This is a genomic window from Wolbachia endosymbiont (group B) of Lycaena phlaeas, assembly GCF_947251875.1.
GTDB lineage: Bacteria > Pseudomonadota > Alphaproteobacteria > Rickettsiales > Anaplasmataceae > Wolbachia.
On sequence record NZ_OX366392.1, the window covers coordinates 1212064 to 1235970 of the forward strand.

Annotated in this window: 24 protein-coding genes, 1 other RNA gene and 1 pseudogene; 9 read left to right on the forward strand and 17 right to left on the reverse strand. The window is 34.1% G+C overall.

What is annotated here, in order from left to right:
* Positions 1-21 precede the first annotated feature (21 nt).
* Together OPR37_RS05630 and OPR37_RS05635 are read right to left on the reverse strand one after the other, a co-directional pair.
* Entirely contained in the window at positions 22-786 is a 765-nt protein-coding gene (locus OPR37_RS05630) for an SDR family oxidoreductase (protein ID WP_006013430.1), read from the reverse strand.
* Positions 773-1588 (reverse strand): YihY/virulence factor BrkB family protein, encoded by an 816-nt coding sequence (locus tag OPR37_RS05635; protein WP_254229992.1) that lies wholly within the window; start codon positions 1586-1588, stop codon positions 773-775. The genes OPR37_RS05630 and OPR37_RS05635 overlap by 14 nt, the downstream gene beginning before the upstream one ends.
* 128 nt (positions 1589-1716) lie before the next feature.
* Here OPR37_RS05635 and OPR37_RS05640 point away from each other — a divergent pair, with 128 nt between their 5' ends.
* Both OPR37_RS05640 and OPR37_RS05645 read left to right on the forward strand, forming a co-directional pair.
* A complete protein-coding gene (locus OPR37_RS05640) occupies positions 1717-2037 on the forward strand; it encodes a TrbC/VirB2 family protein (protein ID WP_264684879.1) in 321 nt (106 codons plus the stop codon).
* Between the two features lie 20 nt (positions 2038-2057).
* Positions 2058-2411: a TrbC/VirB2 family protein gene (locus OPR37_RS05645; protein WP_230608996.1), complete on the forward strand. Its 354-nt coding sequence runs from the start codon at positions 2058-2060 to the stop codon at positions 2409-2411.
* 197 nt (positions 2412-2608) lie between these two features.
* On the opposite strand, the pseudogene OPR37_RS06345 reads toward OPR37_RS05645, so the two are convergent.
* Together OPR37_RS06345 and purF are read right to left on the reverse strand one after the other, a co-directional pair.
* A pseudogene (locus OPR37_RS06345) lies at positions 2609-3549 on the reverse strand (IS5 family transposase).
* Between the two features lie 582 nt (positions 3550-4131).
* Entirely contained in the window at positions 4132-5517 is a 1386-nt protein-coding gene (gene purF, locus OPR37_RS05665; protein WP_264684880.1) for an amidophosphoribosyltransferase, read from the reverse strand.
* A 249-nt stretch (positions 5518-5766) separates the two neighbouring features.
* On the opposite strand from purF, the gene OPR37_RS05670 reads away from it, so the two are divergent.
* Positions 5767-6999: a hypothetical protein gene (locus OPR37_RS05670; RefSeq protein WP_007302312.1), complete on the forward strand. Its 1233-nt coding sequence runs from the start codon at positions 5767-5769 to the stop codon at positions 6997-6999.
* A gap of 131 nt (positions 7000-7130) precedes the next feature.
* Here the strand turns inward: OPR37_RS05670 and OPR37_RS05675 are convergent, their stop codons facing one another.
* From OPR37_RS05675 to def, 3 genes are all read right to left on the reverse strand, one after another.
* A complete protein-coding gene (locus OPR37_RS05675; RefSeq protein WP_007302313.1) occupies positions 7131-7658 on the reverse strand; it encodes a demethoxyubiquinone hydroxylase family protein in 528 nt (175 codons plus the stop codon).
* A gap of 445 nt (positions 7659-8103) precedes the next feature.
* Positions 8104-8877: a uracil-DNA glycosylase gene (locus OPR37_RS05680; protein WP_010403847.1), complete on the reverse strand. Its 774-nt coding sequence runs from the start codon at positions 8875-8877 to the stop codon at positions 8104-8106.
* A complete protein-coding gene (gene def / locus OPR37_RS05685) occupies positions 8867-9406 on the reverse strand; it encodes a peptide deformylase (RefSeq protein WP_264376708.1) in 540 nt (179 codons plus the stop codon). The genes OPR37_RS05680 and def overlap by 11 nt, the downstream gene beginning before the upstream one ends.
* 137 nt (positions 9407-9543) lie before the next feature.
* Here def and ftsA point away from each other — a divergent pair, with 137 nt between their 5' ends.
* Both ftsA and map read left to right on the forward strand, forming a co-directional pair.
* Positions 9544-10782, forward strand: coding sequence for a cell division protein FtsA (gene ftsA / locus OPR37_RS05690; protein ID WP_264376709.1), 1239 nt, complete (start codon positions 9544-9546; stop codon positions 10780-10782).
* 117 nt (positions 10783-10899) lie between these two features.
* Positions 10900-11682: a type I methionyl aminopeptidase gene (gene map / locus OPR37_RS05695; protein WP_007302317.1), complete on the forward strand. Its 783-nt coding sequence runs from the start codon at positions 10900-10902 to the stop codon at positions 11680-11682.
* Positions 11683-11712: 30 nt separating this feature from the next.
* Here the strand turns inward: map and OPR37_RS05700 are convergent, their stop codons facing one another.
* Positions 11713-12924, reverse strand: coding sequence for an MFS transporter (locus tag OPR37_RS05700; RefSeq protein WP_012481950.1), 1212 nt, complete (start codon positions 12922-12924; stop codon positions 11713-11715).
* Positions 12925-13129: 205 nt separating this feature from the next.
* On the opposite strand from OPR37_RS05700, the gene rsmH reads away from it, so the two are divergent.
* Positions 13130-14014 carry a 16S rRNA (cytosine(1402)-N(4))-methyltransferase RsmH gene (gene rsmH, locus OPR37_RS05705; protein ID WP_213863862.1) on the forward strand — a complete coding sequence of 295 codons (885 nt, stop codon included), beginning with the start codon at positions 13130-13132 and terminating at the stop codon, positions 14012-14014.
* Positions 14015-14340: 326 nt separating this feature from the next.
* Here rsmH and OPR37_RS05710 read toward each other — a convergent pair whose 3' ends face one another.
* A complete protein-coding gene (locus tag OPR37_RS05710; RefSeq protein ID WP_213863861.1) occupies positions 14341-14640 on the reverse strand; it encodes an ETC complex I subunit in 300 nt (99 codons plus the stop codon).
* A 142-nt stretch (positions 14641-14782) separates the two neighbouring features.
* On the opposite strand from OPR37_RS05710, the gene OPR37_RS05715 reads away from it, so the two are divergent.
* Positions 14783-15394, forward strand: a complete 612-nt coding sequence (locus tag OPR37_RS05715) for a 50S ribosomal protein L25/general stress protein Ctc (protein ID WP_211907644.1) — start codon at positions 14783-14785, stop codon at positions 15392-15394.
* Positions 15394-15957 (forward strand): aminoacyl-tRNA hydrolase, encoded by a 564-nt coding sequence (gene pth, locus OPR37_RS05720; protein WP_264684881.1) that lies wholly within the window; start codon positions 15394-15396, stop codon positions 15955-15957. Before OPR37_RS05715 ends, pth begins: the two co-directional genes overlap by 1 nt.
* Before the next feature lie 32 nt (positions 15958-15989).
* Here the strand turns inward: pth and recA are convergent, their stop codons facing one another.
* Positions 15990-17057, reverse strand: a complete 1068-nt coding sequence (gene recA, locus OPR37_RS05725; protein WP_052265013.1) for a recombinase RecA — start codon at positions 17055-17057, stop codon at positions 15990-15992.
* Positions 17058-17171: 114 nt separating this feature from the next.
* Between recA and truA the strand changes: the two genes are divergently transcribed.
* On the forward strand, positions 17172-17909 hold the full coding sequence (gene truA, locus OPR37_RS05730; RefSeq protein WP_007302324.1) for a tRNA pseudouridine(38-40) synthase TruA: 738 nt from the start codon (positions 17172-17174) through the stop codon (positions 17907-17909).
* A 1-nt stretch (position 17910) separates the two neighbouring features.
* Here truA and dnaN read toward each other — a convergent pair whose 3' ends face one another.
* The 7 genes from dnaN to ffs form a co-directional block, all read right to left on the reverse strand.
* Positions 17911-19062 carry a DNA polymerase III subunit beta gene (gene dnaN / locus OPR37_RS05735; RefSeq protein WP_007302325.1) on the reverse strand — a complete coding sequence of 384 codons (1152 nt, stop codon included), beginning with the start codon at positions 19060-19062 and terminating at the stop codon, positions 17911-17913.
* A 111-nt stretch (positions 19063-19173) separates the two neighbouring features.
* Positions 19174-19671: an invasion associated locus B family protein gene (locus OPR37_RS05740; RefSeq protein WP_019078627.1), complete on the reverse strand. Its 498-nt coding sequence runs from the start codon at positions 19669-19671 to the stop codon at positions 19174-19176.
* Positions 19664-20557 (reverse strand): RNA polymerase factor sigma-32, encoded by an 894-nt coding sequence (locus OPR37_RS05745; RefSeq protein WP_012481951.1) that lies wholly within the window; start codon positions 20555-20557, stop codon positions 19664-19666. Before OPR37_RS05745 ends, OPR37_RS05740 begins: the two co-directional genes overlap by 8 nt.
* A gap of 283 nt (positions 20558-20840) precedes the next feature.
* Positions 20841-21524: a P44/Msp2 family outer membrane protein gene (locus OPR37_RS05750; protein WP_264684882.1), complete on the reverse strand. Its 684-nt coding sequence runs from the start codon at positions 21522-21524 to the stop codon at positions 20841-20843.
* A 336-nt stretch (positions 21525-21860) separates the two neighbouring features.
* On the reverse strand, positions 21861-22175 hold the full coding sequence (locus OPR37_RS05755) for a YbaB/EbfC family nucleoid-associated protein (protein WP_006013488.1): 315 nt from the start codon (positions 22173-22175) through the stop codon (positions 21861-21863).
* Between the two features lie 21 nt (positions 22176-22196).
* On the reverse strand, positions 22197-23780 hold the full coding sequence (dnaX, locus tag OPR37_RS05760; protein WP_264684883.1) for a DNA polymerase III subunit gamma/tau: 1584 nt from the start codon (positions 23778-23780) through the stop codon (positions 22197-22199).
* 16 nt (positions 23781-23796) lie between these two features.
* Positions 23797-23895: signal recognition particle sRNA small type (gene ffs, locus OPR37_RS05765), an RNA gene on the reverse strand.
* Positions 23896-23907: the final 12 nt, after the last annotated feature.

A 23907-nucleotide genomic window follows, 5' to 3' on the forward strand; every position in this document is an offset into this window, starting at 1 on the left:
CTTTGCAGATACTATGGTAATTTACTCGGGAGATTTGCTAAGTGGTAAGATTTGTCCTGATATGCTACAATCTTCAGAAGCAAGTTCTACAAATTTGTCTGTCAGTTTATCAGGTGGCACCAATTCAGATATATCTTTTCCCGAAAATGCTTGCTTATACATTTCACTATCGATAGGCCCTTCCGAATACACGGCATTTATGCATAAGTTCGTATGTTTTGTCTCAGATGCATATATCTTCACCATTGCTTCTAGTGCAGCCTTACTTGCAGCATATGGTACCCAATATGGATAAGAGGAAGGAGAAAGTGTTATCTCTGAGGTCATGAATATCGCTCTTCCAGCATTAGACTTTTTTAGTATTGGACCCAAATTTTTTAGCAAGTACCAACTGGCAGTAAAATTTGTATTCATTACGTTCTGTAGATCTTCAAGCTCACAATCATGAACAGAGCTCAACTTACCTAAAATTTCAGTGCATGCAATCAGTATATCAAGTGTTCCAGATTCTGATAATTTTGGGCTTTCTATCATATTTGCCAGTTTTTCTACGTTTTCAAAGTCTAAAAGGTCAAGCTGAATTAGTTTCACAGAGCCTTCTTTCAGCTCTTCAATTTCGTTATACAATGGCTTGAGATTATCAAGAGATCTGGAAATCAGAATTACACATGCACCTTCTTTTACAAATCTTTTTGCAACAGAAGAGCCTATTCCACCTGAAGCTCCGGTAATTAAAGCTATTTTACCTTCTAAGTCACCCATTTCTTTCTCCTTAGCAAGATCCATTGAAATATTTTAGCTGAAAATTAAATTTTGCTCCATATATAAAAATCAAACTTAGCACATAAAAAAATAGTAACGATACTATCACACCACCTAAACTTCCATATATCAAATTCAGTTGGTCAAAGGAAGCTTTTAAGTATTGCTTGAAAGCTGAAGCAGAGATCGTCCAAAGAATAACAGCTACACAAGATCCGGGAAATACGTCTGATAAGTTTTGTTTTATGTTTGGCAATGTAAAATATAGCCAAGATACTATAGTAAAAAGCAAAAACTCAATAAGTAAATATCTAGTATAACTTAGCCCTTGGTAAGAAAAATCAATTAACATTGGCACTAATGTAAAAAATACTATAGTCAGAGTTGTAACAAGCGTAATTGCTAAAAATTGTAATATACTGAGCACCCTTCTCCATATATAAGGCGATGAAACCGGAACTTTATAGGCCTTATTCAATATCGTTCTAAATCCTTCAATTGTCGATGAGGCAGTCCAAACAGCGCCTACAATTGCCAAGGTTAATAAGCTTTGCGGAGGGCCTGATATTATCTCCCTAATACGTGGCATCAAAGATGATAAAATATCCTGTGGCATGTTATCAATAATAAATGCCCAGCCGACATTGTATTGATCTAAGAAATTTGCGAACGTTGATGCCATGGCTATTAAAACAATAAGAAAAGGAAATATTGATAACAGGATTAAAAATGATAGATACCCTGCATGCTCCACTCCATCATTATAAATTGTGTCAATTAAAGCACGATAAAGGCAATAAACGATACTATAAAATTTCTGTAGCACTTGTAATATAAATAAACTAAGAAAAGTATTCTAAATGAAATAAAGCATACTTTTAAGCAAAAAATCCTCACCGTTTACTTAAATTTAATCAAAATGATAGATAATCCAGCGTTAAATACGGAGGCATAATGAAAAATTTTCTTCTACTTGTAGCTTTAATTCTTTCCTTTGCATTTGATGCAAATGCTAAAAATACTTTTGTTGATAAAAATGATACAACATCATCAGTGATATGCAAGATAATAGGCTATACTCACGGCATAGGTGGACCGATGATCACAATAGTGATAATTGGTGCAGCTTTGCTTGCGATATTCGGCAGAATGCCATGGCCAGCGCTTTTTGCACTCGGTGCGTTCACTGCTGTGTTTTTTGGCGCTCCTGTAGTCGTTTCAAAAATAACACCAGAAGGTGTGATTTGTAAAAACGGTGCAGTAGCGGATAAGTAATAGAAATTACTGGAGGCATAATGAAAAATTTTCTTCTACTTGTAGCTTTAATTCTTTCCTTTGCATTTGATAATGCTTTTGCTGCTGCTGTTACTGATGATGCAACAACCAATACAATATGCAAAATAGTAGGCTATACTCACGGTATAGGCGGGCCTATGATTACAATAGTGATAATAGGTGCAGCATTGCTGGCAATATTTGGCAGAATGCCATGGCCAGCGCTTTTTGCACTTGGTGCATTTACTGCTGTGTTTTTTGGTGCACCTGTAGTTGTTTCAAAAATAGTACCAGGTGGTGTGATTTGTAAAGATGGTGCAACTGCTTGCCCTGATGGTAAAACATGGAATGCAACAACAAATACATGCGCATAATAAGCATTAAAGCTTCAAAACATTAGCAAATGGTGCTTCTTAAAGAAGCACCATCATTGCACGAACTTGTGATTTAAGAGCAATTTTTGCCAGTTCATCCAAGTACTGGTTTACTTTATGACGGTGTCATCCCAGTGCTTGACACTGGGATGGCTTTGTTGCACAGCTCTTCGGATAGTGGGTAATGTATAATAAATTCATGAAGCCATATCAAACTTAGCCATGCCTATTTCAGTAAATTTGTTAAGCAAATAACACTTGAGTAGCAGTTCCTTCTCACGATTAATCTCAGATTTATTCCTAAAACTAAATCCAAATATTTGCTTCAGTCGCGAGAAAAAACTTTCTATATAAGATCTCTTCCAATAATTTATCTCTTTTTTCCACCTCTTCATACCATCTTCATCATATGACTTTATGAGCTTGATTGTAGAATTTCTCTCATTCATATAATCCAACTTTGGATGCTCTACTGCATTATTTTGCGGAGGAATCCTTGTCTTTATGTCAAGCTCATCGCACAGTTTGTATAACTTCTTTCGATCTATCTGCATATATCGTGCTTATGTTATACTTGGTATCCACTCTTTCAATAAGATCACAGGCTCCATAGTGGTCGGAATAAACTCCACTACTGTATTTTGCAGCTATAACTTTTTTACTACCTATCTCTAGCATTACATCTTGTTTGCTCATAGCGGCGATACTTTCTATCTGTACCATTTGCCTTACTATGGCCTGGAATATTATTGTAGATGCTGATACCTGTACTATCTATAGCAATTTCAATATCTTCCATATCGTTCTTATCAACTCTGCAGTCGTTGATTTTGATATTAAGCTTTTTAAACCTTCTTGAAGCCTGCGAATAGCTGATAATTTGCAAAATTTTCCCTATTTGCTCAAGATATTTCTCTATAAATCCCACTGTTTGCCTAAGACCAATCCTGAATAGATAGGTTATTATGTGAATTAGAATCACTACTTTGTCGCTGTAGACATTGTTGCCACCTGCTACTTTTGGACTATTTTCGTACCAATTTTCAATGGCATCGTTGATATAATGAAAAACATTTCCCCTTTCTTGAAGAAATTTGTTATATTCATTGCAGTTACTGACTTTCATTCTTATTGGCATATTTTTCCTTTGTCGGCTAAATATCTATTTTATAACAAATTCCATCAGTAACTGCCTGTTCTTTCCTTGAGTGGTGCAACAAAGCCATTCCAGTGTCAGCTACTCGGATGACACCATTTGCTACGCAATTTACTTTCAAAAATGAATGCTCGTACAGCTGTGTGTCAGCTACTTACATAACACCTCTCGAAAATTACTTTAGTTGCAAATATTAAGAAATTTACCAAATGAAGAAAAAAGGCAAAAGAATCCCCGTGTGACAAGTTTTATAATGTAAATTGGCGCTATAATAATGTGCTAACAAGCGCGTTTTGGCTGAATGTAGAAAAAATAAAAAAAGCCGCTATAATTTTTGTGTAATTTGCCAATAAATATTTGAGTTTTTTACTGATTTTGTAATTGAGCCTGCAGGTCAAAAATAAGGATAAATATTCTTGGTATCATAGTAAAGGGAATGACGAAATTTGTAAAGTAGTTTTCACTCAAATGACGCCCAGGCAAAAACTATATGGTTATGCAAAAAATCTATTTTTAAAACTGTTAATATAACATAGAAAAAACCTCACCTTTATTAATAATAGATTACTTACCAATTGGGTAGTCACCAGTGAAACAAGCATCACAATATTGCGGTGTAGCGTTGTTACGTTTTTCTTCTTTAACAGCCCTGTATAGGCCATCAATACTCAAGAAGGCTAGGCTATCTATTCCTATAACTTCCTTAATTTCCTCTACAGATTTATTTGCAGCAATTAAATCTTTGCACTCTGGCGTATCTATTCCATAAAAACAAGAGTGCTTAATTGGTGGACATGAAATCTTTAGGTGAATTTCTTTTACTCCTGCATCTTTTAACATAACTATTATACTTCTGAGCGTGCTACCACGCACTATACTATCGTCTATTAAAATTATGTTTTTACCCTTTAAAATATGCTTATTAGCATTGAATTTTAATTTTATTCTAACCTTACGTATTTCAGGGGTTGGCTGTATAAATGTTCTTCCTATATAATGATTACGAATTATCCCCAGTTCCATAGGTAATCCTGAATGCTTTGCATATCCAATAGCTGCAGGTATTCCAGAATCAGGTATTGGTACAACCATATCTACATTGTTTTTTGGTGGGCTCTCTTCTGCAAGTATTCTTCCTATTTCTTTTCTTATATCATATATGGACCTATTCTCCATTATGCTGTCTGGTCTCGAGAAGTAAACGTATTCAAAAATACAAAAACTTGATTTTTGCTTTGGGAAAGGAAACATTGAGGCTAGCTTACTATCCGAACTGATGGTAACTAATTCGCCTGGTTCTATTTCTCTAATAAACTCTGCATTTATTATATCAAGAGCACAAGTTTCAGATGCAAGAACGTAAGAACCGTTTAACTTTCCTAAAACAAGAGGCCTGATTCCAGATGGATCACGTACTCCAATAACTACTTCTTGATTGATTGCCACAAAAGAATAAGCACCTTGTATTTGCTTTAATGCATATATAAAACTCTCTAAAAAGCTATCTTTTTCACCGCTTGCTGTCAGATGCACTACTACTTCTGTATCAATATCTGACTGAAAAACACACTCTTGTTTAATTAATTGTTCGCGTATCGGAGAAATATTAATTAAATTACCATTATGTGCTATGGCGAAATCTCCAAATTTGCCACTTTTGCCAAACATGGGCTGCACTCCAAATTTACTACCACTGGTTGAGTATCGAACATGACCTATTGCACAATCTCCAGGTAAGGATTTCTTTATTTCATCTATATCATCAAATACGCTGCTCACTTGACCTTGAAAGTGATAAGAGAGCAGCTTATCGTTGTTACTGGTTACTACACCAAAAGACTCTTGACCTCTATGCTGCAAAGCGTGGAGAGCAAGTATAGAGTTAAAAGCAGCACTTTGGTTGCAACTTATGCCAAATACCCCACACTCCTCATGTACTTCATCAAGCATGAAAAATATTAAATAAAGCCTGATTGTACTTTAGTAGAGGTAAAGTACAAGAATTTTATTTGTTAATCCCTTTCAAAGTTGAAGCTTTCTACGGTAGTTTTGATGTATACCAGAAAGTAGATTATATGCAATTAACCAATTTTGAGATTTTTGACAATTTTTTAGCACTGAAGAGAAAAAGATATTTTTATTGACTTATCTATGTATTGAAGTAATCACTAAAAAGTTTTATTGGTTATGGTATATAATATGTCTAAGCAAGTAGGTAAACAAGGTGAAAGTAATCTTATTTTAGAGCCTGAACAGTTCTCTAACAGCTTCTTCAATAGTCAACAGAGTAGTTCATCAAATCCAAAATTACCGACTATAAGTCGTAAAGATAGGCATATGGATTTAATCAAGAAAAGGTACGCAAAAAACAAAGATGTTGCAGAATATCTAAGAAGTTATGACTTTATTAAAAGAGCAGAAGAATTGTCAATAATTTATCTTTTTGAGCGAGACTCATCTTCTACGAAATTGCAAATACCATTGACTACAGATGAACAAATTCTAGTTAAAAAATTTTGTGATGAGATGATAAAAGGTATAACAGAACACGATGAGCAAGAAAGCGTTTTAAAGTACATGGAACGCATAATAGAGGGTTATTTAAATCAAGGAATAAGATTAAACTCATATTACGGTAAGGATAATAAGACTGTAACAAATTTTATATTTGAAAAAATGGAAGAATTAATTAATCGCTTTCATGCAAATCCACACAATTCAACTACAAAAAATATCATACAAAAGATCACTCGTAATTTAGTGTTAAAAGGTGGGGTAGAAAAAGGATTATCTTTTTATAGCGATATTGAAGGCGGATATTACGGCTCTAATTATTTAAATGATCTTAACGAACAATGTAAGAGTAAGAAAAAAATGCTAGAGGGTCTAGCATATGAAGGTATTGTGAAAGAAAATAACAAGCAAATTGATAAATATGATCTTGAAGTAGAAGTAGATAATAAATATTTTTATATTAAGTATCCACAAGGTAGTATTGTTGAAATTGCGAGAACTTTAAATAATGAAAAAGCTAAGGATTTAGAAGTTGGCATATTTCAGATTGAGGAAAATATAGTAAAAGTTGAAATTACAGAAGATGGAAAAAGAAATTACACAGATATCTTAAAAGGTGGTATTGAAATATTTTTTACTACTAAAATAGGAGAGATTAGTATTTATCTACGGAAAGATGGTAACAAAATGGTAGTAGAAATTGATGAGAAAAGCAAAATAAGGTTTAGCAAGTTAGAAAACAAATCAAGCTTTGGAGGGAATTGTCTTATACAGGGAAAAAGTGTTTTAGAAGTTATGGGCAAGAGTTTTGAAAATATTCCTGAGGAGTTAACTCAGACTATTAAAAACGTTCCATCTACTAGTCTTATGCAAACATGTTTACAACAACAAGAAAACTCTAATAGGGAATTAAATTAATGTATTTTTAGGATAATAATTAAGAAATTAATTATAAACATTCATACGCATTCGATTGTAGTAGAGGATATGGGGCAGCAATTAGCACAAGAACTAAAGGCAAATGTGGTTGGTTGTCAAATAGTGATTGATTAAATCAATTTAGAGAGGTAAATAGCAGCTTTGCAGCTTGTTTTTATGAACAAAGATAAAACGTTGTAGCCAAGTGCGCTTTCGGCATTGTGCTGAATTGCAATATCTCTGTGCTCTAATTCCTCATCGCGAAATTTACTTATAGTTTCTCTTAATTCCCCATCTTCTAAATGTAAGACTTGCTCCTTGTAGTGCTCTCCGATCACTTCTTCAACTGCAGCAGTGCAAGCCATAGCGGCTTTTTTACCCATCATGGCAGTTACAACACCAAGTGATACCCCTAAAGCACCCCAAACTGGCAACAAAACAGTAGGACGAACTCTTTGCTCCTTGATTTTCTCATTAAAATAGTGGAAATGTTTTTTTTCCTGCTCCTCCATTTCAATTATTTTGTCAATTATGGAAGATTTTTTAAGAATAAATTTTTGACCGGAATAAATGCAAATGGCTCCATATTCGCCAGCATGATTTACTCTAATTGCTTGTTCTAAAAAATTTCCTTTCAATTTTTTTATATTGCTTTCCAATGTCTCCTCCCTTTATTTCTGCATTAGTACTACTATAAACCAATATATTATAGAGTAAATAAAATTCCATGCGTGCATTGCACCAACATTGTGATTACAGGAACTCAAGCAGCTATAGCAACTGCAAGAGTTACTTGACGGACTCCGCCATTCTCCTTAAAATAAGGGTGAAGATATATTATTTATCTTCAGTCTGTGCAGATAAAAGGACAAAAAGCTCGATATACTTGATGTTTAATTTTTTGCACTATGTGCACTCTATGTCTTTATAAAACTTTTACCCACATAAGCTAAAATACGCTTATCAAAGCATTTAATGCAATGAAAAACGCCAATTAAAAAAAAGGTAGTAGCTGATAGATTTTCTTTTGCCTTTTTCTCTGTTTAGTAAATTTTTCAATATTTAATGCAATTAGCCGGCACTGGGATGACAACGAGTAGTGAGCTAAACGTCCGTGTGGTTATTGGTATTATCAAGATATTCTCTAATCTTCTTTAAATCTTCCCAAGCTAAGCGTTTTTGTGCTGGTTGACGAAGTAGATAGGCTGGATGAAATATAGCGGCTGTGGTAATTGCATGAGATAAATATTGGTTAGTATAAGTATGAAATTTGCCACGCAAGTTCGATATAGTCTTTGTGTTATCAAGAAGGCTATAACATGCGATTCCTCCAACAAAAATCAGAATCTGCGGTAAAACAAGAGCAATATGCTTCTCAACAAATGGTCTGCACATATCAAGCTCTAGATCAGTTGGTTTTCTATTACCTGGTGGACGCCAAAACACGGTGTTGCTTATATATACCTTAGTGCGGTCCAGATTAATTGCACCGAGCATCTTATCGAGCAGCATTCCGCTTGCACCACAAAATGGTATGCCTTTCAGGTCTTCATTTGCTCCTGGTGCTTCACCAACAAGCATGATTTTTGCATTTGGATTACCATCGGAAAAAACAGTATTAGTTGCAGTTTTTTTTATTTCACAACCCTCAAATGACTTAACTGCACTTCTTAGTTCATCTACACTACCACATTCACTTGCAAGCTTCCTTGCTTCAATGATCCAGTCACTTGGGAACATGGCTTTTTTCTGCTCGATGACAGAAGACTGTGCAGCTCTCTCATTTTCCACTTTTTTTTCCTCTTCACCTTCAGTTAGCGTGCAGTCAACACCCACTTCATGATAGAACTTCAACAATTCTAGATCTTCATTGTTCATAGTGCCTCTTAACCTTTTGAGCTTTTTTCATAGCCATATCGTACTTCAATTTAGACAAATGTCTAACGTATAATATACCATTTAAATGATCTAACTCATGCTGAATACACCTTGCAAGCCAACCACTAGCTTTTAGCGTCTGTTCTTCGTTATTTAAATTTTTATATTTCACAGTTAAATATTTTGGACGCTTAATTTCATGGCTTTGCTCTGGAATTGAAAGGCACCCTTCTTTGAGAATTACTTGTTCACCCGATAATTCTGTAATTTCAGGATTAATCATGCAAAATTTGCCAGTTGATTCATATCCTGCTGGCCCATCTTCAGCCTTCTCTGGCTGAACGTCCATGACAAAAACTCTCTTCATCACTCCAATTTGCACTGCAGCAAGGCCAAGACCATCTTCATGGTACATAGTTTCGAACATGTCATTTACTAATTCTTTAATTTTATCGGTTATATCTATTACTTCACTGGCACGTGTAGTTAACCTTTCATCAGGGGCAATTACAATTGGCAATTTAGACATAAAATTAAAATTTTATGTTTTATTTTTTCCTTTGTACAGTATTTTGGGTATATTAAAATGTTGCTGTATTTTTAATAGAAATATAAATTATTAAAGGAAGCTACAATTTGAATGGAATTGTGTCATAAGGTCAACTAATGTACTCTGCAGTAATAATAAAACCAAAGCGAAATGTTTTTGCCGTTTTAGACGTAGGTACAACAAAAATTATCTGTCTCATTGTTAAGATCAATAGCAACTTCAGCTATAAAATAATAGGAACGGGTTATAAAAGTGCAGAAGGTATAAGCGGTGGATCAATAACTGATGCAAAGCATGCAAGTTACTCTATTTCATCAACTATAGGTTTAGCTGAGCAAGTATCAGAAGAGACTATAGACCAGATATATGTGAATGTAGCCGGATGTGGAGTCTCATCTTTTAACGTATATAACGAAATTATTGCAGCTAATCACGAAATTTCAGACCGAGACATAAAACGTGTAGTCTTTCAGACATTTGAGAAATATATCGAAGAAAATGTCATCATTCACAATATACCACTGAAATATCACTTAGATGATATGACTGACATAAAGGAAGTCAGTGGATTATATGGAAAAAGATTATCTGCTGATGTTAATGTTGTCACTGCTTCGCGTCCAGCGCTTACCAATATCGAAAATTGTATAACTAATAATAGTGGGATAAGTATGGCTGGTTGTGTTGCTTCTGCATATTCTGCAGGCCTTGCCTGTCTAAGTAAAGATGAAAAAGAGCTAGGAACTGCCGTTGTTGACATAGGAGGTGGATGCACTGCAATTGGAATTTTTAAGAGAGGAAAACTTGTGTACACAAGCAGCATTCCAATTGGTGGCATTCACATTACCCGAGATATAGCTTATGGACTATGCACAAGTATAGAGCATGCTGAACGCATAAAAATACTATACGGTAGCACTATTGTAACTTCAATAGATGAGAATGAATGTATTGCAGTGCAAAGTAATGAAAGCGATGAACCAACTCAAGTGTTTAAGTCTGAACTTGTTAACATCATAAGACCAAGGGTTGAGGAAATACTTGAGCTGATAAGAGAACAATTTCAAGAACAGAAAGATCCAATTAATAAAGTAGTGATCACAGGTGGAACCAGTCAACTCACAAGCATGAAAGAAATTGCAAGCTATATATTCAATAAACAAGTCCGTATCGGATGCCCTGAATCTTGTAGCGGTCTTGATGGCGAATACGACAAAAATCCTGTATTTTCTGCTGCTTTAGGCTCTATAAAGCTAATAGTTGACACCTTTTATAGAAATAATTCTGGAATGCTTGGTCACGATGGCAAAATAAGTAAGTTATACCATTGGGTTAAATCAAAAGTCACAGTCTAGATTTTTGTCTTTATCTCTTAATATACAAATGGCTTGATCTAAGAGCTTATTTTTATAGTATTATTACACTGATGTATCCGTAAGAGAAGCAGAAAATTACAATAAAACGTAAGAAACATGAACATAACTATACATTCACAAGAAGATTTTGACTTTATGCGTAAAGCTGGCAGGCTTGCAGCTGAAACCCTTGATTTTATTGCACCACACGTCAAAGTAGGCGTAACAACTAATGAATTAAATGATCTATGTCATGATTTTATAATCAATGCAGGTGCAATTCCAGCACCACTGAATTATAAGGGATATCCGAAATCAATTTGTACTTCGAAAAATGCTGTTGTATGTCATGGTATTCCTGATGATAAACCTCTTAAAGATGGAGATATTTTAAATATTGACGTTACAGTGATTTTAAATGGCTGGTATGGTGACACAAGTCGCATGTTTTGGGCTGGTAAACCCTCAATAAAAGCAAAGCGTTTGTGTAATGCTACTTATAATGCGCTAATGGAAGCAATAAAACAAGTCAGGCCAGGCAATAAGTTAAATAAAATAGGACTTACTATAGAAAAATATATTGAAGATTTTGGATATTCTATCGTACGCAATTATTGTGGACATGGCATAGGAAAGGTTTTTCATGCTCCACCAAATGTTGTACATTTTTATGATGAAGGTGAGGATCTTATCTTAAAAGAAGGCATGTTTTTTACGGTAGAACCAATGATCAATGCTGGAAAACATGAAACTCTGCTCAGCAAGCTAGATGGCTGGACAGTGACAACACGTGATCTTTCACTTTCTGCACAGTTTGAGCATACGCTTGGAGTCACAAAAGATGGAGTTGAAATATTTACACTATCACCTAAAAATTGGCATTTTCCACCTTATGATTAGATTTTTTAAACACTTGGTTTTTGAAAAAATCTAACTCTTAACTTGTGATATAGCAACTAACCCAATTAATGCACAGAAAATCATGTAAAAACTTGCTAAAGTTCCTTGTCCTGTAACTTTGATAATAGTTGTGCATATAAATGGTGCAAGACCACCAAAAAATCCCGAAGCTATATTTCTTGATAAACCAAATCCACTGTATCGTACCTTTATTGGGAATAATTCACACATAAACGCGCTAACAGGACCAAGAGAAGCAGCTATTGGGATTATAAAAAGAACGTGCGCCATTATGGTGAGCAAATTATTACCACTTAGTATCATTGAAAAAACTGGATAACTTACTACTATAAAAGTCACAAATGCAAATTTCATGACTCTTTCTCTCCCTACCTTATCAGAAAGTATTGCAAATAGTATAGTCAATCCTCCAAGTGCAACCTGATTCAATATTTCTACTGCGTGATTAAAGTGAGTGTTTATTGTTGATGCAAGTAGATTAAAAAACACTAAATATATGTAAAGAGATGCATTCTCAACTATGTCAACTCCAATTGATATTAGAAAAGGTTTTTTATAGCCATTTAACAGTTCTTTTAACGGTAATTCATGTGGCTTTTCCTGCTTTTTATATTCTGGGCTTTCATCGAGTATATATCTCATATATATACTGATTAATCCTATTACAAAACTGAAAATAAAAGGCAATCTCCATCCCCAAGATTCAAAATCGGATACTTTTTTGCATATAAGCACCACTATAAGACTTAATATTGAGCCAAGAATTGCGCTCAATACTTCAATACTGCCAAAGAATCCTCTTTTATTTTTAGGAGCATGCTCTATTAAAAATGGGGCATTTCCTGCCTCTCCTCCAAGAGATATACCCTGCAATAATCTTAAACATACCACCAGTACTGATGCGAGTACCCCAATGTTCTGATAGCCTGGAACAAATGCAATAAGTACGGTTGATAGAGTCATCAATATGATAGAGAGAAATAGAGCAATCCTTCTTCCATATTTATCGCCAATGTGGCCAAATATAGCAGCACCAATTGGTCTTATTAAGAAACCCACTGCAAACACTCCAAAAGCTTTAAGTATGCTGACTAATTTGTCGTCTGATGGAAAAAACACATCTCCGATTATGCTTATTAGATGGCTGAAAAGCATGTGATCATACCACAACAAAGTGTTACAAATTAAACTTGATAGTATTACTTTTGTTATTTGTTGCACGAAATCTTCCGTAATTTGTTTGATATTATAGTAATATTACTTACTTTTTCAAACGTGAATTATGTAAATGTTATATTAATAATATTATCTTATTAAATTTTTATATCGTTGATTATATTTAAATATTCTTATACTATACCTATATATTTCCATATATTTTTTGGCGAGAAAGTTATTTTAATTTAAGTGCACAAAGTCTCTTGATATGACACATACTCCAGTTTTGTTAAAAGAGATGCTATTTCAATTAGCACCACAAAGTGGTGGCATATATGTAGATGCTACATTTGGGGCTGGAGGATATAGCAAAGCAATATTGGAATCCGCTGATTGCAAAGTGTATGCAATTGATAGGGATGAAACAGTTACCAAATTTTATGATGATCTAAATGTTAAATACCCTAATAGAATAAAGTTATTTATTGAAAAGTTTAGTAATATCAAAGATTTATTAGATAGTAATAATATTAAAGGTATCAATGGAATAGTTTTCGACGTTGGAGTTTCATCTATGCAGCTTGATAATGGAGATAGAGGATTCTCATTTCTACGTGATGGCCCACTTAACATGAGCATGGATAACTATTCTCATATGAATGCTTCGACATTTGTTAACGCTTTACGTGAAGAAGAGATTGCGAACACTATATATAATTATGGGGGTGAGCGTCATTCCCGCAGAATCGCAAGAGCGATAGTAAATGCGCGGAAGAAGAAAATTATCAAAACTACATTTGAACTTGCGGATATTGTACGTTCTGTAGTGTTTCGTGGAAAAAGCAAGATTGACCCTGCAACTAGGACATTTCAGGCAATCAGAATATGGGTAAATGATGAGCTAGGAGAGCTTGAAAAGGGTATTAAAGCTGCATCTGAGATTTTAAGTGAAAACGGCAAATTAATTGTAGTTACCTTTCATTCTCTAGAAGATCGTATAGTTAAAACCCTTTTTAAAGATTTGTGTGAACCAGGACCTACCAAGACATTCTCCCTTTTAAACAAAAAAGTGATTAAAGCAAGTGCGGAAGAAATAAATGCAAATCCGCGTGCGCGTTCAGCAAAATTAAGAGCTATACAGAGGTTATCATGAGGACCTTTCGTGCCATTTCAATAATTATGTTTTTCTTCAGCATTGTAGGATTATTTAAGGTAAAATTATATGTCCAATCACTAAATAAATAGCTAACACAAATAAAGCGTGAAATTAATTTAGTGCAAAGCAACATAAAAGTTCTTCAAGCAGAATGAAGTTATTTGAGTAATCCAAAAAAACTTGCAGTCTTAAGGAGAAATACCTAAAAAATAACTCTTTGATACTAGCTAGCCAGGTTCAACTTTCTAAATAGCCGCAGTGCGTTAGCAAAATCATAGTAACGATTAGGTTTAGGTTTTTAGATAAACACACTACAATAAAATTTACTTTAGTATAAAGTTATTTGCATAAGATTTTGGCAGTCTTTTAACATCTTTTGGCATTTCAATTGTGTAATTTGTGTTGTGTTTCTTTGCGTAAGATATTGCTTTTTCAAGAGAATCAAACTTTAATACAATCTGTTTTTGGGGATCTTTTGAGCCAACCCATCCCATCAAAGGTTCAATATAGTAAGAACAAGGCTCAATTTTTAGGTACCAGAATTTTGTATTACCTAAGCCAGATTGTGTTGCAGTTTTTGTTGGCTTATAAATCTTAAAAACTACTTGATCGTTAATACTCATAGCTCTTACTACGTAATCTTAAGTATATATCTAAATAAATTTTTCCACAAAGAATTAGTGTGAAAGAATGAAGTTTGAAATAAATATTTTTATGTTATATTATTAAATTATATAAAAAGGATTAGCTGAATAGGAGTAATCGATGGCACAGCAAGAAATGGTAACAATTAATGCAGAGTTACGTGATGTAAAAAAAAAGAAAGCGATGCAGGCTCTGAGGGAGAAGGGAAGTATACCTGCAGTTATATATGGTAAAGGGCATGATAACGTAAATTTGACATTGTCTGCAAAGGAATTTACTAAACAATATAAATCAGGTGCTCTTTCTGCACATTTAATAGAACTAGATATTTCAGGGAAAAAAGAATATGCTCTTGTTCGTGATATTCAATGGCATGTAGTAAAGGATACTGTGCAACATGTTGATTTTCAGTTTGTTGATAAAGGTAGTGAAATTAAAATAGATATACCTTTATCATTCATCAATGAAAGTAAATCACCAGGAATCAAATTAGGTGGAGTGCTTAATGTTCTGTGTCGTTCTATTACTGTCAAATGCTCTCCTGAGAAAATACCTCAAGTCATAGAAATTGATTTGTCTGGCAAAATGATTGGTCAGTCTATACATATCAATGATGTAAAATTGCCAGAAGGTGTTAAATTTGTAGCTCATGAGGAAGAAAATTTCACCATTGTAACAATCTCTGCTGCCGATAGTGATGTTGAAGAGCCTCAAACAAAAACAGAGGAGTAGTGCATTTAATAGCTGGGCTTGGTAATCCTGGTAGTCAATATGAGTTAACTCATCATAATATTGGTTTTATCGTTATTGACGCAATTCACAAATATTGGAATTTTCAGTCATTTTCTAAGAAAGCCGATTACTTGATAACCTCTGGCATAATTAATAATAATAAAATCATGCTGATAAAACCTTATTCATTTATGAATAATTCAGGTATTCCTGTTGCAAAAATAAAAAATTTTTACAAATTATCGCTAGACAATATTGTTGTCATACATGATGATGCTGACTTAAAATTCGGAAGAATAAAAGTAAAAAAAGGCGGTAGCTCTGCTGGACACAATGGACTTAAGTCTATAGATAGCTTTATTGGTAACGATTATTGGCGTTTGAGATTTGGAGTAGGTAGGCCTGAAAATCGGAAAAGCTTAGCAGATTATGTATTATCAAAATTTGAAAATTTTGATAATGTTATCCTCTTAGTGGAAAAAATAGCAAAAAATATACACCTAATGCTACAAGGAGATATCTCAGCTTTCATCAACTCGGTTGAGAGTGAAACTTTAGTATAGCAATTGAATACTGCCTAATACAAGCATCTAGATTAGAATACTGATTCTTCTAGAAGTTGTTCACGCTCCTCTTCTATTGCAATAGAGTTATCGTGATTTTTAAATAAATCTCTGATTTTTGTTTCTATTTCATTTGCAATTTCTTTATTCGCCTTGAGGTAGCTTTTTACATTTTCTCTTCCTTGCCCAAGACGCGTATTGTTATATGAATAATAAGCGCCTGCCTTTTCAAGGACACCAAGTTTTGCTCCTATATCTATTATTTCCCCAAGTTTTGATATGCCTTCATTATACATTATATCAAATTTTGCCTCTCTAAATGGAGGAGCGACTTTATTTTTTACAACTTTAACTCTCGTTTCATTACCCGTAATATTCTCTTTATCCTTTATCGCACCAACTTTTCTTATATCAAGTCTTATAGAAGTATAGAATTTTAACGCATTTCCACCAGTGGTAGTTTCAGGATTTCCATATACTACTCCTATTTTCATACGAATTTGGTTGATAAATATCAATATACAGTTTGCTTTTGAAACTGCAGAGGTGAGCTTTCGTAGCCCATGACTTAGAAGTCTTGCTTGTAGTCCCATGTGCTGGTCGCCCATATCTCCTTCAATTTCAGCTCTTGGAGTTAGTGCTGCAACAGAGTCAATAACTATTACATCAACTGCACCAGAACATACTAAATACTCAACAATATGCAACGCTTGTTCTCCAGTGTCTGGTTGTGAAATCACTAAATCATCGGTGTTTACTCCAAGTTTACGAGCATATATAACATCCAGTGCGTGCTCCGCATCGATAAATGCACATAAACCTCCTTTTTTCTGTGCTTCAGCAATTACATGCAAAGCAAGGGTAGTTTTACCAGAACTCTCAGGGCCAAATATCTCAATTATACGTCCTTTTGGCAATCCCCCAACACCCAGAGCTGAATCAAGTGCAATCGACCCTGTAGATATCGTGTCTATTTTTTCTACAGGATTTTGCTTTAGTTTCATTATTGCACCTTTACCGAATGCTTTTTCAATTTGACTTATTGCATTATCTAGTGCTTTTTGCTTATCATTATTTCTTTCTTCTGGATTATGTGCCATGGATCATTTATTAACTTGTATAGTCTCCATGGTAATTGAACGCAACCAATCTGCCAAGGGTTTTTTAATAACGAAGAACGTTAGTTACCTAAAATTAGATAGATAGACTTTGTAGTGCGATACAAAATAACGATAGAATACAATGGTAGTAGTTTCTCTGGCTGGCAAAAGCAACAACACTCTGCTAACTCAATTCAGGAAACCATAGAAAACGCTATATTTAATTTCAGTGGCGAGAGAGTCTCTTTGCATTGTGGTGGCAGAACTGACACAGGGGTTCATGCTTTAGGGCAAGTTGCTCATTTCAATATGGAAAGGCAATTTGAGCTTTACAGAATAAGAAATGGAATAAACTATCACTTAAAAGCGATTCCTATAGTTGTGCTTAGTGCAGAAGCCGTAGATGATGCATTTCATGCGCGATTTTCAGCAAAAAAAAGATATTATGAATATAGAATAATTAATCGCTACGCTCCTGCAGCTCTGGAAATCGGTTATGTGTGGCAAGTATTTAACCCACTTGACGTAAACATCATGCGTGAAGCTGCTAGACACCTGCTTGGAAAACATAATCTTTCAAGCTTTCGCTCAAAAGATTGTCAAGCTACAAATCCGGTCAGAACAATCGATGATATTGATATAGTACAAAACGGAAGTCACATATACATCAAAATATCTGCGATTTCCTTTTTACATAACCAGGTGAGGATTATTGTTGGTACTTTAGTTGAATTTGGAAAAAATAGAACTAATCCACAAGAAATGCTAAACATATTAAGTCAATGTAAAAGAAACGCTGCTGGAATCACTGCACCGCCTCACGGCTTATACTTAGTAAAGATAGATTACTAGCTTAAGTCCTCATTGGCATTACTATATATAGTGCACTTGGATCATCTTCATCAGTGATAATTGTAGCGCTATTACCATCTGATAAGCTAAATTTACACTTGTTTTCTATACAGGATAAAACATCAAGCAAATAACGAGAATTAAATCCTACTTCCATAAGAGCTCCATCGTAATCCACTTCTATAGACTCAGTTGCATCACTACACTCTTGGGAATTTGAATGTAGAGTTAATAAATTCTCTTGCAATGAAAATTTAATTGATTTTATTTTATCGGACACAACAACGGAAACTCGGTCTATAACACTAGCAAGTTTGCTACTCTCAACAATCATTTGTTTATCTTGAGACGTTGGAATAACGGCTTTGTAATCTGGAAAAGTTCCATCTATCAATTTTGATATTAGAATATACTCACCACATGTAAATTTGATTTTTCTATCTGAAAGTTTTATATTTATCTCATTACAATCATCCAATACTTTCAACAGTTCCATGATAGTTTTACGTGGAATGATCACCCCAAATTCTCCGTTGATATCTTCAGGTTTAGGCCTTTTTATACATGATAAACGGTGGCCATCAGTTGCAACGCAGTACAGAAATTGCTCATCTGTATGCAGATATATCCCATTCAAATTATACCTTGTATCATCTAGCGACACAGCAAACTTCGTTTTAGTCAACAAGTCTACCAAATCTGCACTTAGTAGAGTGAAATCGTATTGATGATCACCTTCTTCAAGAACAGGGAAGTTATTTGAAACTACGTTCGGTAAAGAAAAATTTGCATTTCCACAGGATATCAATAATTTTCCTTGATTATTCATTTCGAAATTGACATCCAAATTAGTTGGCAATTTTTTCACTATATCATGTAAAGTATGTGCTGAGATTTTCACTTCTCCTTCTGCTGATACATTTGCAGTAAGTGAGGCAAATATTGAAATGTCAAGATCAGTAGCCTTCAATTTTATGCTACCATATTGTGCTTTGATATTTATACACGCTAAAACATCTATCGCGTTGCGCCTTTCAACCACTCCACTTACCCTGGATAGCGTATTTAAAAGGCTTGCACGACTTACACTAAAACGCATTTGTTCACACACAGAACTTTGTTCTTTGATTCCTATATCTACAATTTTTGACATATTAATTCTCAAAAATATATTTTAAATGATATTCATATTCTATGTAAAGTGATATCCATATTTTTGTCTGAGAGACAAAACAGCCTATCTTATACTTTAGTGATCAATAATTTACTTTGTATGGCATAAGTCATGCATTTTTTGGTACGCTTTTTGAAAGCCAAGTAAGGAATAAGTATCATCAACATTTGCTGTTTTTACTTTTCCATTAACTACCATTGATAATCCCTGCTTCATTTTTAGAATCAAATCTTGGTCCATTTTTGTATCATCTGTCCACGCAAGACTTCCCTGTATTATTGGCAATTGATATTTAATTTTTTTATCGATATTGAGAACTACAGGCTCATTATTATACTGAAAGCCAGAAGTGACGCTCACCTCATCTGCTTTTTTATCAACGTAACTGACCATTACATACGGCTTGCGATCGGCTGTATAATGTTCACTTTTTTTCTTAGGATGAGATACAATATAACACACTTTTTCACCATCTTCCAATGCAGTATACACAAACCAGTCTTTATATTTTTCGCTCAGTTGTACATTACTAACCGATGCAAGAGTGTCTATTGAAAGAAATATTAGAAATACGAAAAGACTACGCATGTAAACCGAATTTCAAACTCTCTGATTTTATATGTTGTTTTACCTTACTCATCGCTTGCTCAGCCAGCTGTCTTATTCTTTCTCTTGAAACACAATATTTTTTGCTAAGCTCATCCAAAGTCTGAGTATTCTCAGATAAATATCTGCTAATGAAAATGTCTCTTGATCTTTCATTAAGACTTGCCAGCGCATTGCTTAAAATTGTTTCTTTTAATGCCTTTTCTTCATGATTCTGGTAAGCTACTTCTTGACTAACTAAATTACACGGAATCATATCTTGTAACTCCTTTTTAGAGTCATCACCTATTTTTATACAATTATTTAACGACTGATCCTTACAAGCCAGACGATAGCTCATCTGTACAACATCTTCTTCAGATACAGAAAGCTCATTTGATATTGCTTTTATTTCTTCTTTACTCAAAGTTTCTCTGTTTGTGTATTGTAAAATTCTTTTTTTTATTTTACGTAAACTAAAAAACAATCTCCTTTGTGCTTGCGTTGTACCTATTTTTACAAGTGACCAAGATTTTAATATAAAGTCTTTCATTGAAGCTTCAATCCACCATACTGCATAAGTTGAAAAACGAAATCCCAAGTCAGGATTGAACTTTTTCACTGCATGCATTAAACCCATATTTCCTTCCATGACCAGGTCCATCAACAATAGACCGTAATTCTTAAATTTCATTGCAATTTTTACTACCAAATTCAAATGGCTAGTAATCAACCTGTGAGCAGAAGAAATATCCTGGTATTCTTGCCAATTTTTTGCTAATCGCACTTCCTCTTCTTGGGAAAGCATAGGAAATTTTCGCACTTCAGCAATATATTGCATGAGATTAGTGCTACTATTAACACATAAATTTGCTACTGGGGTCAACATAATAACTTGAATTAAAACTCTATACATATAATATATTGATTTTCAGTGAAAAATTCAAGCTTTAATTAAAAAAGCATAACTTTATATCTAGTTGAGATCTTAACAACAGCTACCTAAATGTAGAATTAAAATTGCCAGCGTGTAACGATAAAAACTACATTAAATAAATAATGTGTTATTCCAGTGCTCAAACACTGGAATTCACATTTCTTTTTTCTAGATCCCAGTGTCATGCTACTTGAATGATAAGAAAAACCCACTGGGATAATAAGACAAAGATAGACTAGAAATTAAACGCTACTCCAGCTTCTGCACCAACAGTGCTGTAAACAACATTTTTGATACCAGTATCATCCTTAGCTGCCTTATCAAAACTAGCACCATAAGAACCGAAGTAACGAGCTCCAGCAAAGAGTTTGATTTCTGGGGTTACATCATAACTAACACCAGCTTTTGCTTGATAAGCAAAACCAAATCCTTTTTGATCTTTAACTGCATCAGCTTTTGAAGGATTGCTGATATATGCTGCACCAACACCAACACCAACGTATGGAGTGATAGGCATATCTTCAATCGCTATATCGTAATAAACGTTAACCAATCCTGAAAATGCTGTTAAACTGTCTGCAACATTTGTTTCAGAAGTATTTACTACAGCTGTATCTTTAGCCAATTGTGAGTAAAGCCCTTCAACATCAACTCTAATATCATCCATTTTATAACCAAATGCACCACCACCAGCTATAAAAGATCTTGTTAAGGGACTATCCTTTTCTTTATCTTTTGCATTTGTAATACCATCAACTTTTGTATAAAAAGGTAAAATTTCACCGTTGTATTGTAAACGAACGTAGTAGCTAGTTTCTTCATCACTTATTGGACCAATAGGGTCTGATGAAAAAGCAGAGTTTGATAGGCTTAGCAACGTCACTAAAGCAGCTGCCGAAAAAAACTTTTTATAATGCATAATTGCCCTCGTTAAAAAAATTAAAATTCCATTTTAGCAGTCTAAATAATAACTAAAGTTAAGTCAAGTGCTAACTTAATAACACAAAACCTTCTGTATCTTAACTAACTTTTAGGAAAATACAAAGATTTTATTAATTAATAAATAGAGTTACTCTACTTTTTTTACTCTTGATCTTCTGACACCTATTTCACTAATGTCTTTTTATCTTCTGATCTGCATTCATCATTGTGAATTGCTGCATATTCATGCAGTAATATGAATGTACTTCATGGAAGTACTAGTATAAAAGGAAAACACTTAGTTACTGCATTAAGTCAAACTTCAGTAGTAAATTTAAAAAGGAAGTTTAAATCCAGGTGGTAACCCCATCATACCTGCAAGATCAGAGGTTGCATTTGCCATATCTTCTTCTGCTTTTTTAATTGCATCATTAAACGCTGCTGTCACTAAATCTTCTACTATGTCTTTTTCTTCATTTCTCATAAGCTCTAAGTCTATGTTTACCTTTTTAGCTTTATAGCCACCTATTTTTATAACTTCCACTAATACAGAAACTTTGCCACCACCAGAAATACCTTGAAACTCTTTTCCAATATATTTTTCTTGGGCTTCCGCAAGCTTTTTTTGCATTTCTTGCGCTTGCTTCATTATTTGACTGAAATCCACAACCTACTCCTTATTTTCTATATTAACTACCTTTGCACCTTTAAACGTATTTAATATATCCTTAACTACAGGTGCATAATTTAAATTACTCACTTCCCTATTCATATAACTCGTATCAACTATAATAACCCACTCCTGATTAGTAGCTTGATTTAAGTAACTTTTCAAGTCATTACAAAAATTACTGTTCAAGTTAGATACAGCTTTTAATTTTAAATACCCAAATTTACAATCTATTAATTTTAGATTACTACACAGTTGTTTGTAAAGATAAATTTGGTTACTCCGCCTTAATAGTTGCAAAATCTTATCAAAATCGTAATTTTGTTGTTTATTTTTCACATGGATCCCAGTGTCACGCACTGGGATGACAGAGTGGGGTTTTTCCACATATTTTTTTGGATCCGAGTAGTCAGTTACTTGGATGACAGAGGGGGAAGGTGCAACAGGTCTGCCCTGTCTATTTCCTTGCTCTACATTCTGTGAAAGAATTTTTTTGATCACCTGTTCCGGAGAAGGCAAATCAGAAAGATAACAAAGGCTAATTAACATCATTTCAGCAGCAACCTCATTGCATGTTGAAATTTTTATATCTTGAATACCCTTAAGCAGCACCTTCCACAATCTCGAAAAAAATATTAAAGACTTTTTTGCACTCAAATCTTTTACTCTGCTCTTCTCATATTCTGTATCAATCTCTTTTGTAATTAAAAAACGGCATATTAACTGGATTGTTTGCAGCAGATCTTCAAAAATATTGAGCGGATTTGCTGTTTTTACCACATTGTCGAATACTAACAAAGCCTTCTGTAAATCACTATCTAATACTGCTTCCAGTAGATCAAATATAACGTTTCTATCTACTAGACCAAGTATGTCTTTAACACTTTGAGTGGATATTGTACCATCTTTGCTATATAGCAATGCTTGATTCATCAAAAATAAAGCGTTACGCATTGAATTGCTACAGTGGTGCGCAATTAATTCCGATGCTTCTTTTTCAATAAAATAATTTTCTTTTTGTGCAATATCATTTAAACGCTCCATTATCTTAGCTGAAGGAATGTTATGTAAGTCAAACCTTTGACAACGCGCAATAACAGTTATTGGTATCTTTTTTATTTCTGTAGTTGCTAGAATAAACTTTACGCTAGATGGTGGTTCTTCTAGAGTTTTAAGTAATGCATTAAATGCATTACTGGATAACATGTGTACTTCATCTATAATGTAAACTTTAAATTTAGAACTTATTGGTAAATAGCAAATATCTCCCAAGATCGCTCTAACATCCTCAACACTAGTGTGACTTGCCGCATCGATTTCAACTACATCTGGATGGCTTGAATTTTTTATTGCCAGACAACTTGTACATGATCCACAAGGTTCAAAAGTTGGCCCCAATGAGCAATTCAAACATAAAGCTATTATTCTTGCAGTGGTGGTTTTACCAATTCCACTGCTACCAGAAAGCAGTATAGATTGTGGAATTTTGTTGAGAGTAAAAGCATTTTCTAGTATACGCACCAATATATCTTGACCTACTAAATCTTTAAAGCTACTAGGACGATATTTTAATGCTATGTTCATAGCCTAGAATAAAACAAATAGTACAAATAGGTATGCAACCCAAAAAGATTCTGATATGGTTGCTTCATTTCTGACCTGACCAAGTTACAGAATTTTTGCCTGCATACCTTATCAAAGGTTATACTTT

Coding starts and splice junctions, on each gene's coding strand:
- OPR37_RS05630 (WP_006013430.1), bottom strand. CDS start 786: ATGGATCTTGCTAAGGAGAAAGAAATGGGTGACTTAGAAGGTAAAATA.
- OPR37_RS05640 (WP_264684879.1), top strand. CDS start 1,717: ATGAAAAATTTTCTTCTACTTGTAGCTTTAATTCTTTCCTTTGCATTT.
- OPR37_RS05645 (WP_230608996.1), top strand. CDS start 2,058: ATGAAAAATTTTCTTCTACTTGTAGCTTTAATTCTTTCCTTTGCATTT.
- purF (WP_264684880.1), bottom strand. CDS start 5,517: ATGCTTGATGAAGTACATGAGGAGTGTGGGGTATTTGGCATAAGTTGC.
- OPR37_RS05670 (WP_007302312.1), top strand. CDS start 5,767: ATGTCTAAGCAAGTAGGTAAACAAGGTGAAAGTAATCTTATTTTAGAG.
- OPR37_RS05680 (WP_010403847.1), bottom strand. CDS start 8,877: ATGAACAATGAAGATCTAGAATTGTTGAAGTTCTATCATGAAGTGGGT.
- def (WP_264376708.1), bottom strand. CDS start 9,406: ATGTCTAAATTGCCAATTGTAATTGCCCCTGATGAAAGGTTAACTACA.
- ftsA (WP_264376709.1), top strand. CDS start 9,544: ATGTACTCTGCAGTAATAATAAAACCAAAGCGAAATGTTTTTGCCGTT.
- map (WP_007302317.1), top strand. CDS start 10,900: ATGAACATAACTATACATTCACAAGAAGATTTTGACTTTATGCGTAAA.
- rsmH (WP_213863862.1), top strand. CDS start 13,130: ATGACACATACTCCAGTTTTGTTAAAAGAGATGCTATTTCAATTAGCA.
- OPR37_RS05710 (WP_213863861.1), bottom strand. CDS start 14,640: ATGAGTATTAACGATCAAGTAGTTTTTAAGATTTATAAGCCAACAAAA.
- OPR37_RS05715 (WP_211907644.1), top strand. CDS start 14,783: ATGGCACAGCAAGAAATGGTAACAATTAATGCAGAGTTACGTGATGTA.
- recA (WP_052265013.1), bottom strand. CDS start 17,057: ATGGCACATAATCCAGAAGAAAGAAATAATGATAAGCAAAAAGCACTA.
- dnaN (WP_007302325.1), bottom strand. CDS start 19,062: ATGTCAAAAATTGTAGATATAGGAATCAAAGAACAAAGTTCTGTGTGT.
- OPR37_RS05740 (WP_019078627.1), bottom strand. CDS start 19,671: ATGCGTAGTCTTTTCGTATTTCTAATATTTCTTTCAATAGACACTCTT.
- OPR37_RS05745 (WP_012481951.1), bottom strand. CDS start 20,557: ATGTTGACCCCAGTAGCAAATTTATGTGTTAATAGTAGCACTAATCTC.
- OPR37_RS05750 (WP_264684882.1), bottom strand. CDS start 21,524: ATGCATTATAAAAAGTTTTTTTCGGCAGCTGCTTTAGTGACGTTGCTA.
- OPR37_RS05755 (WP_006013488.1), bottom strand. CDS start 22,175: ATGAAGCAAGCGCAAGAAATGCAAAAAAAGCTTGCGGAAGCCCAAGAA.
- dnaX (WP_264684883.1), bottom strand. CDS start 23,780: ATGAACATAGCATTAAAATATCGTCCTAGTAGCTTTAAAGATTTAGTA.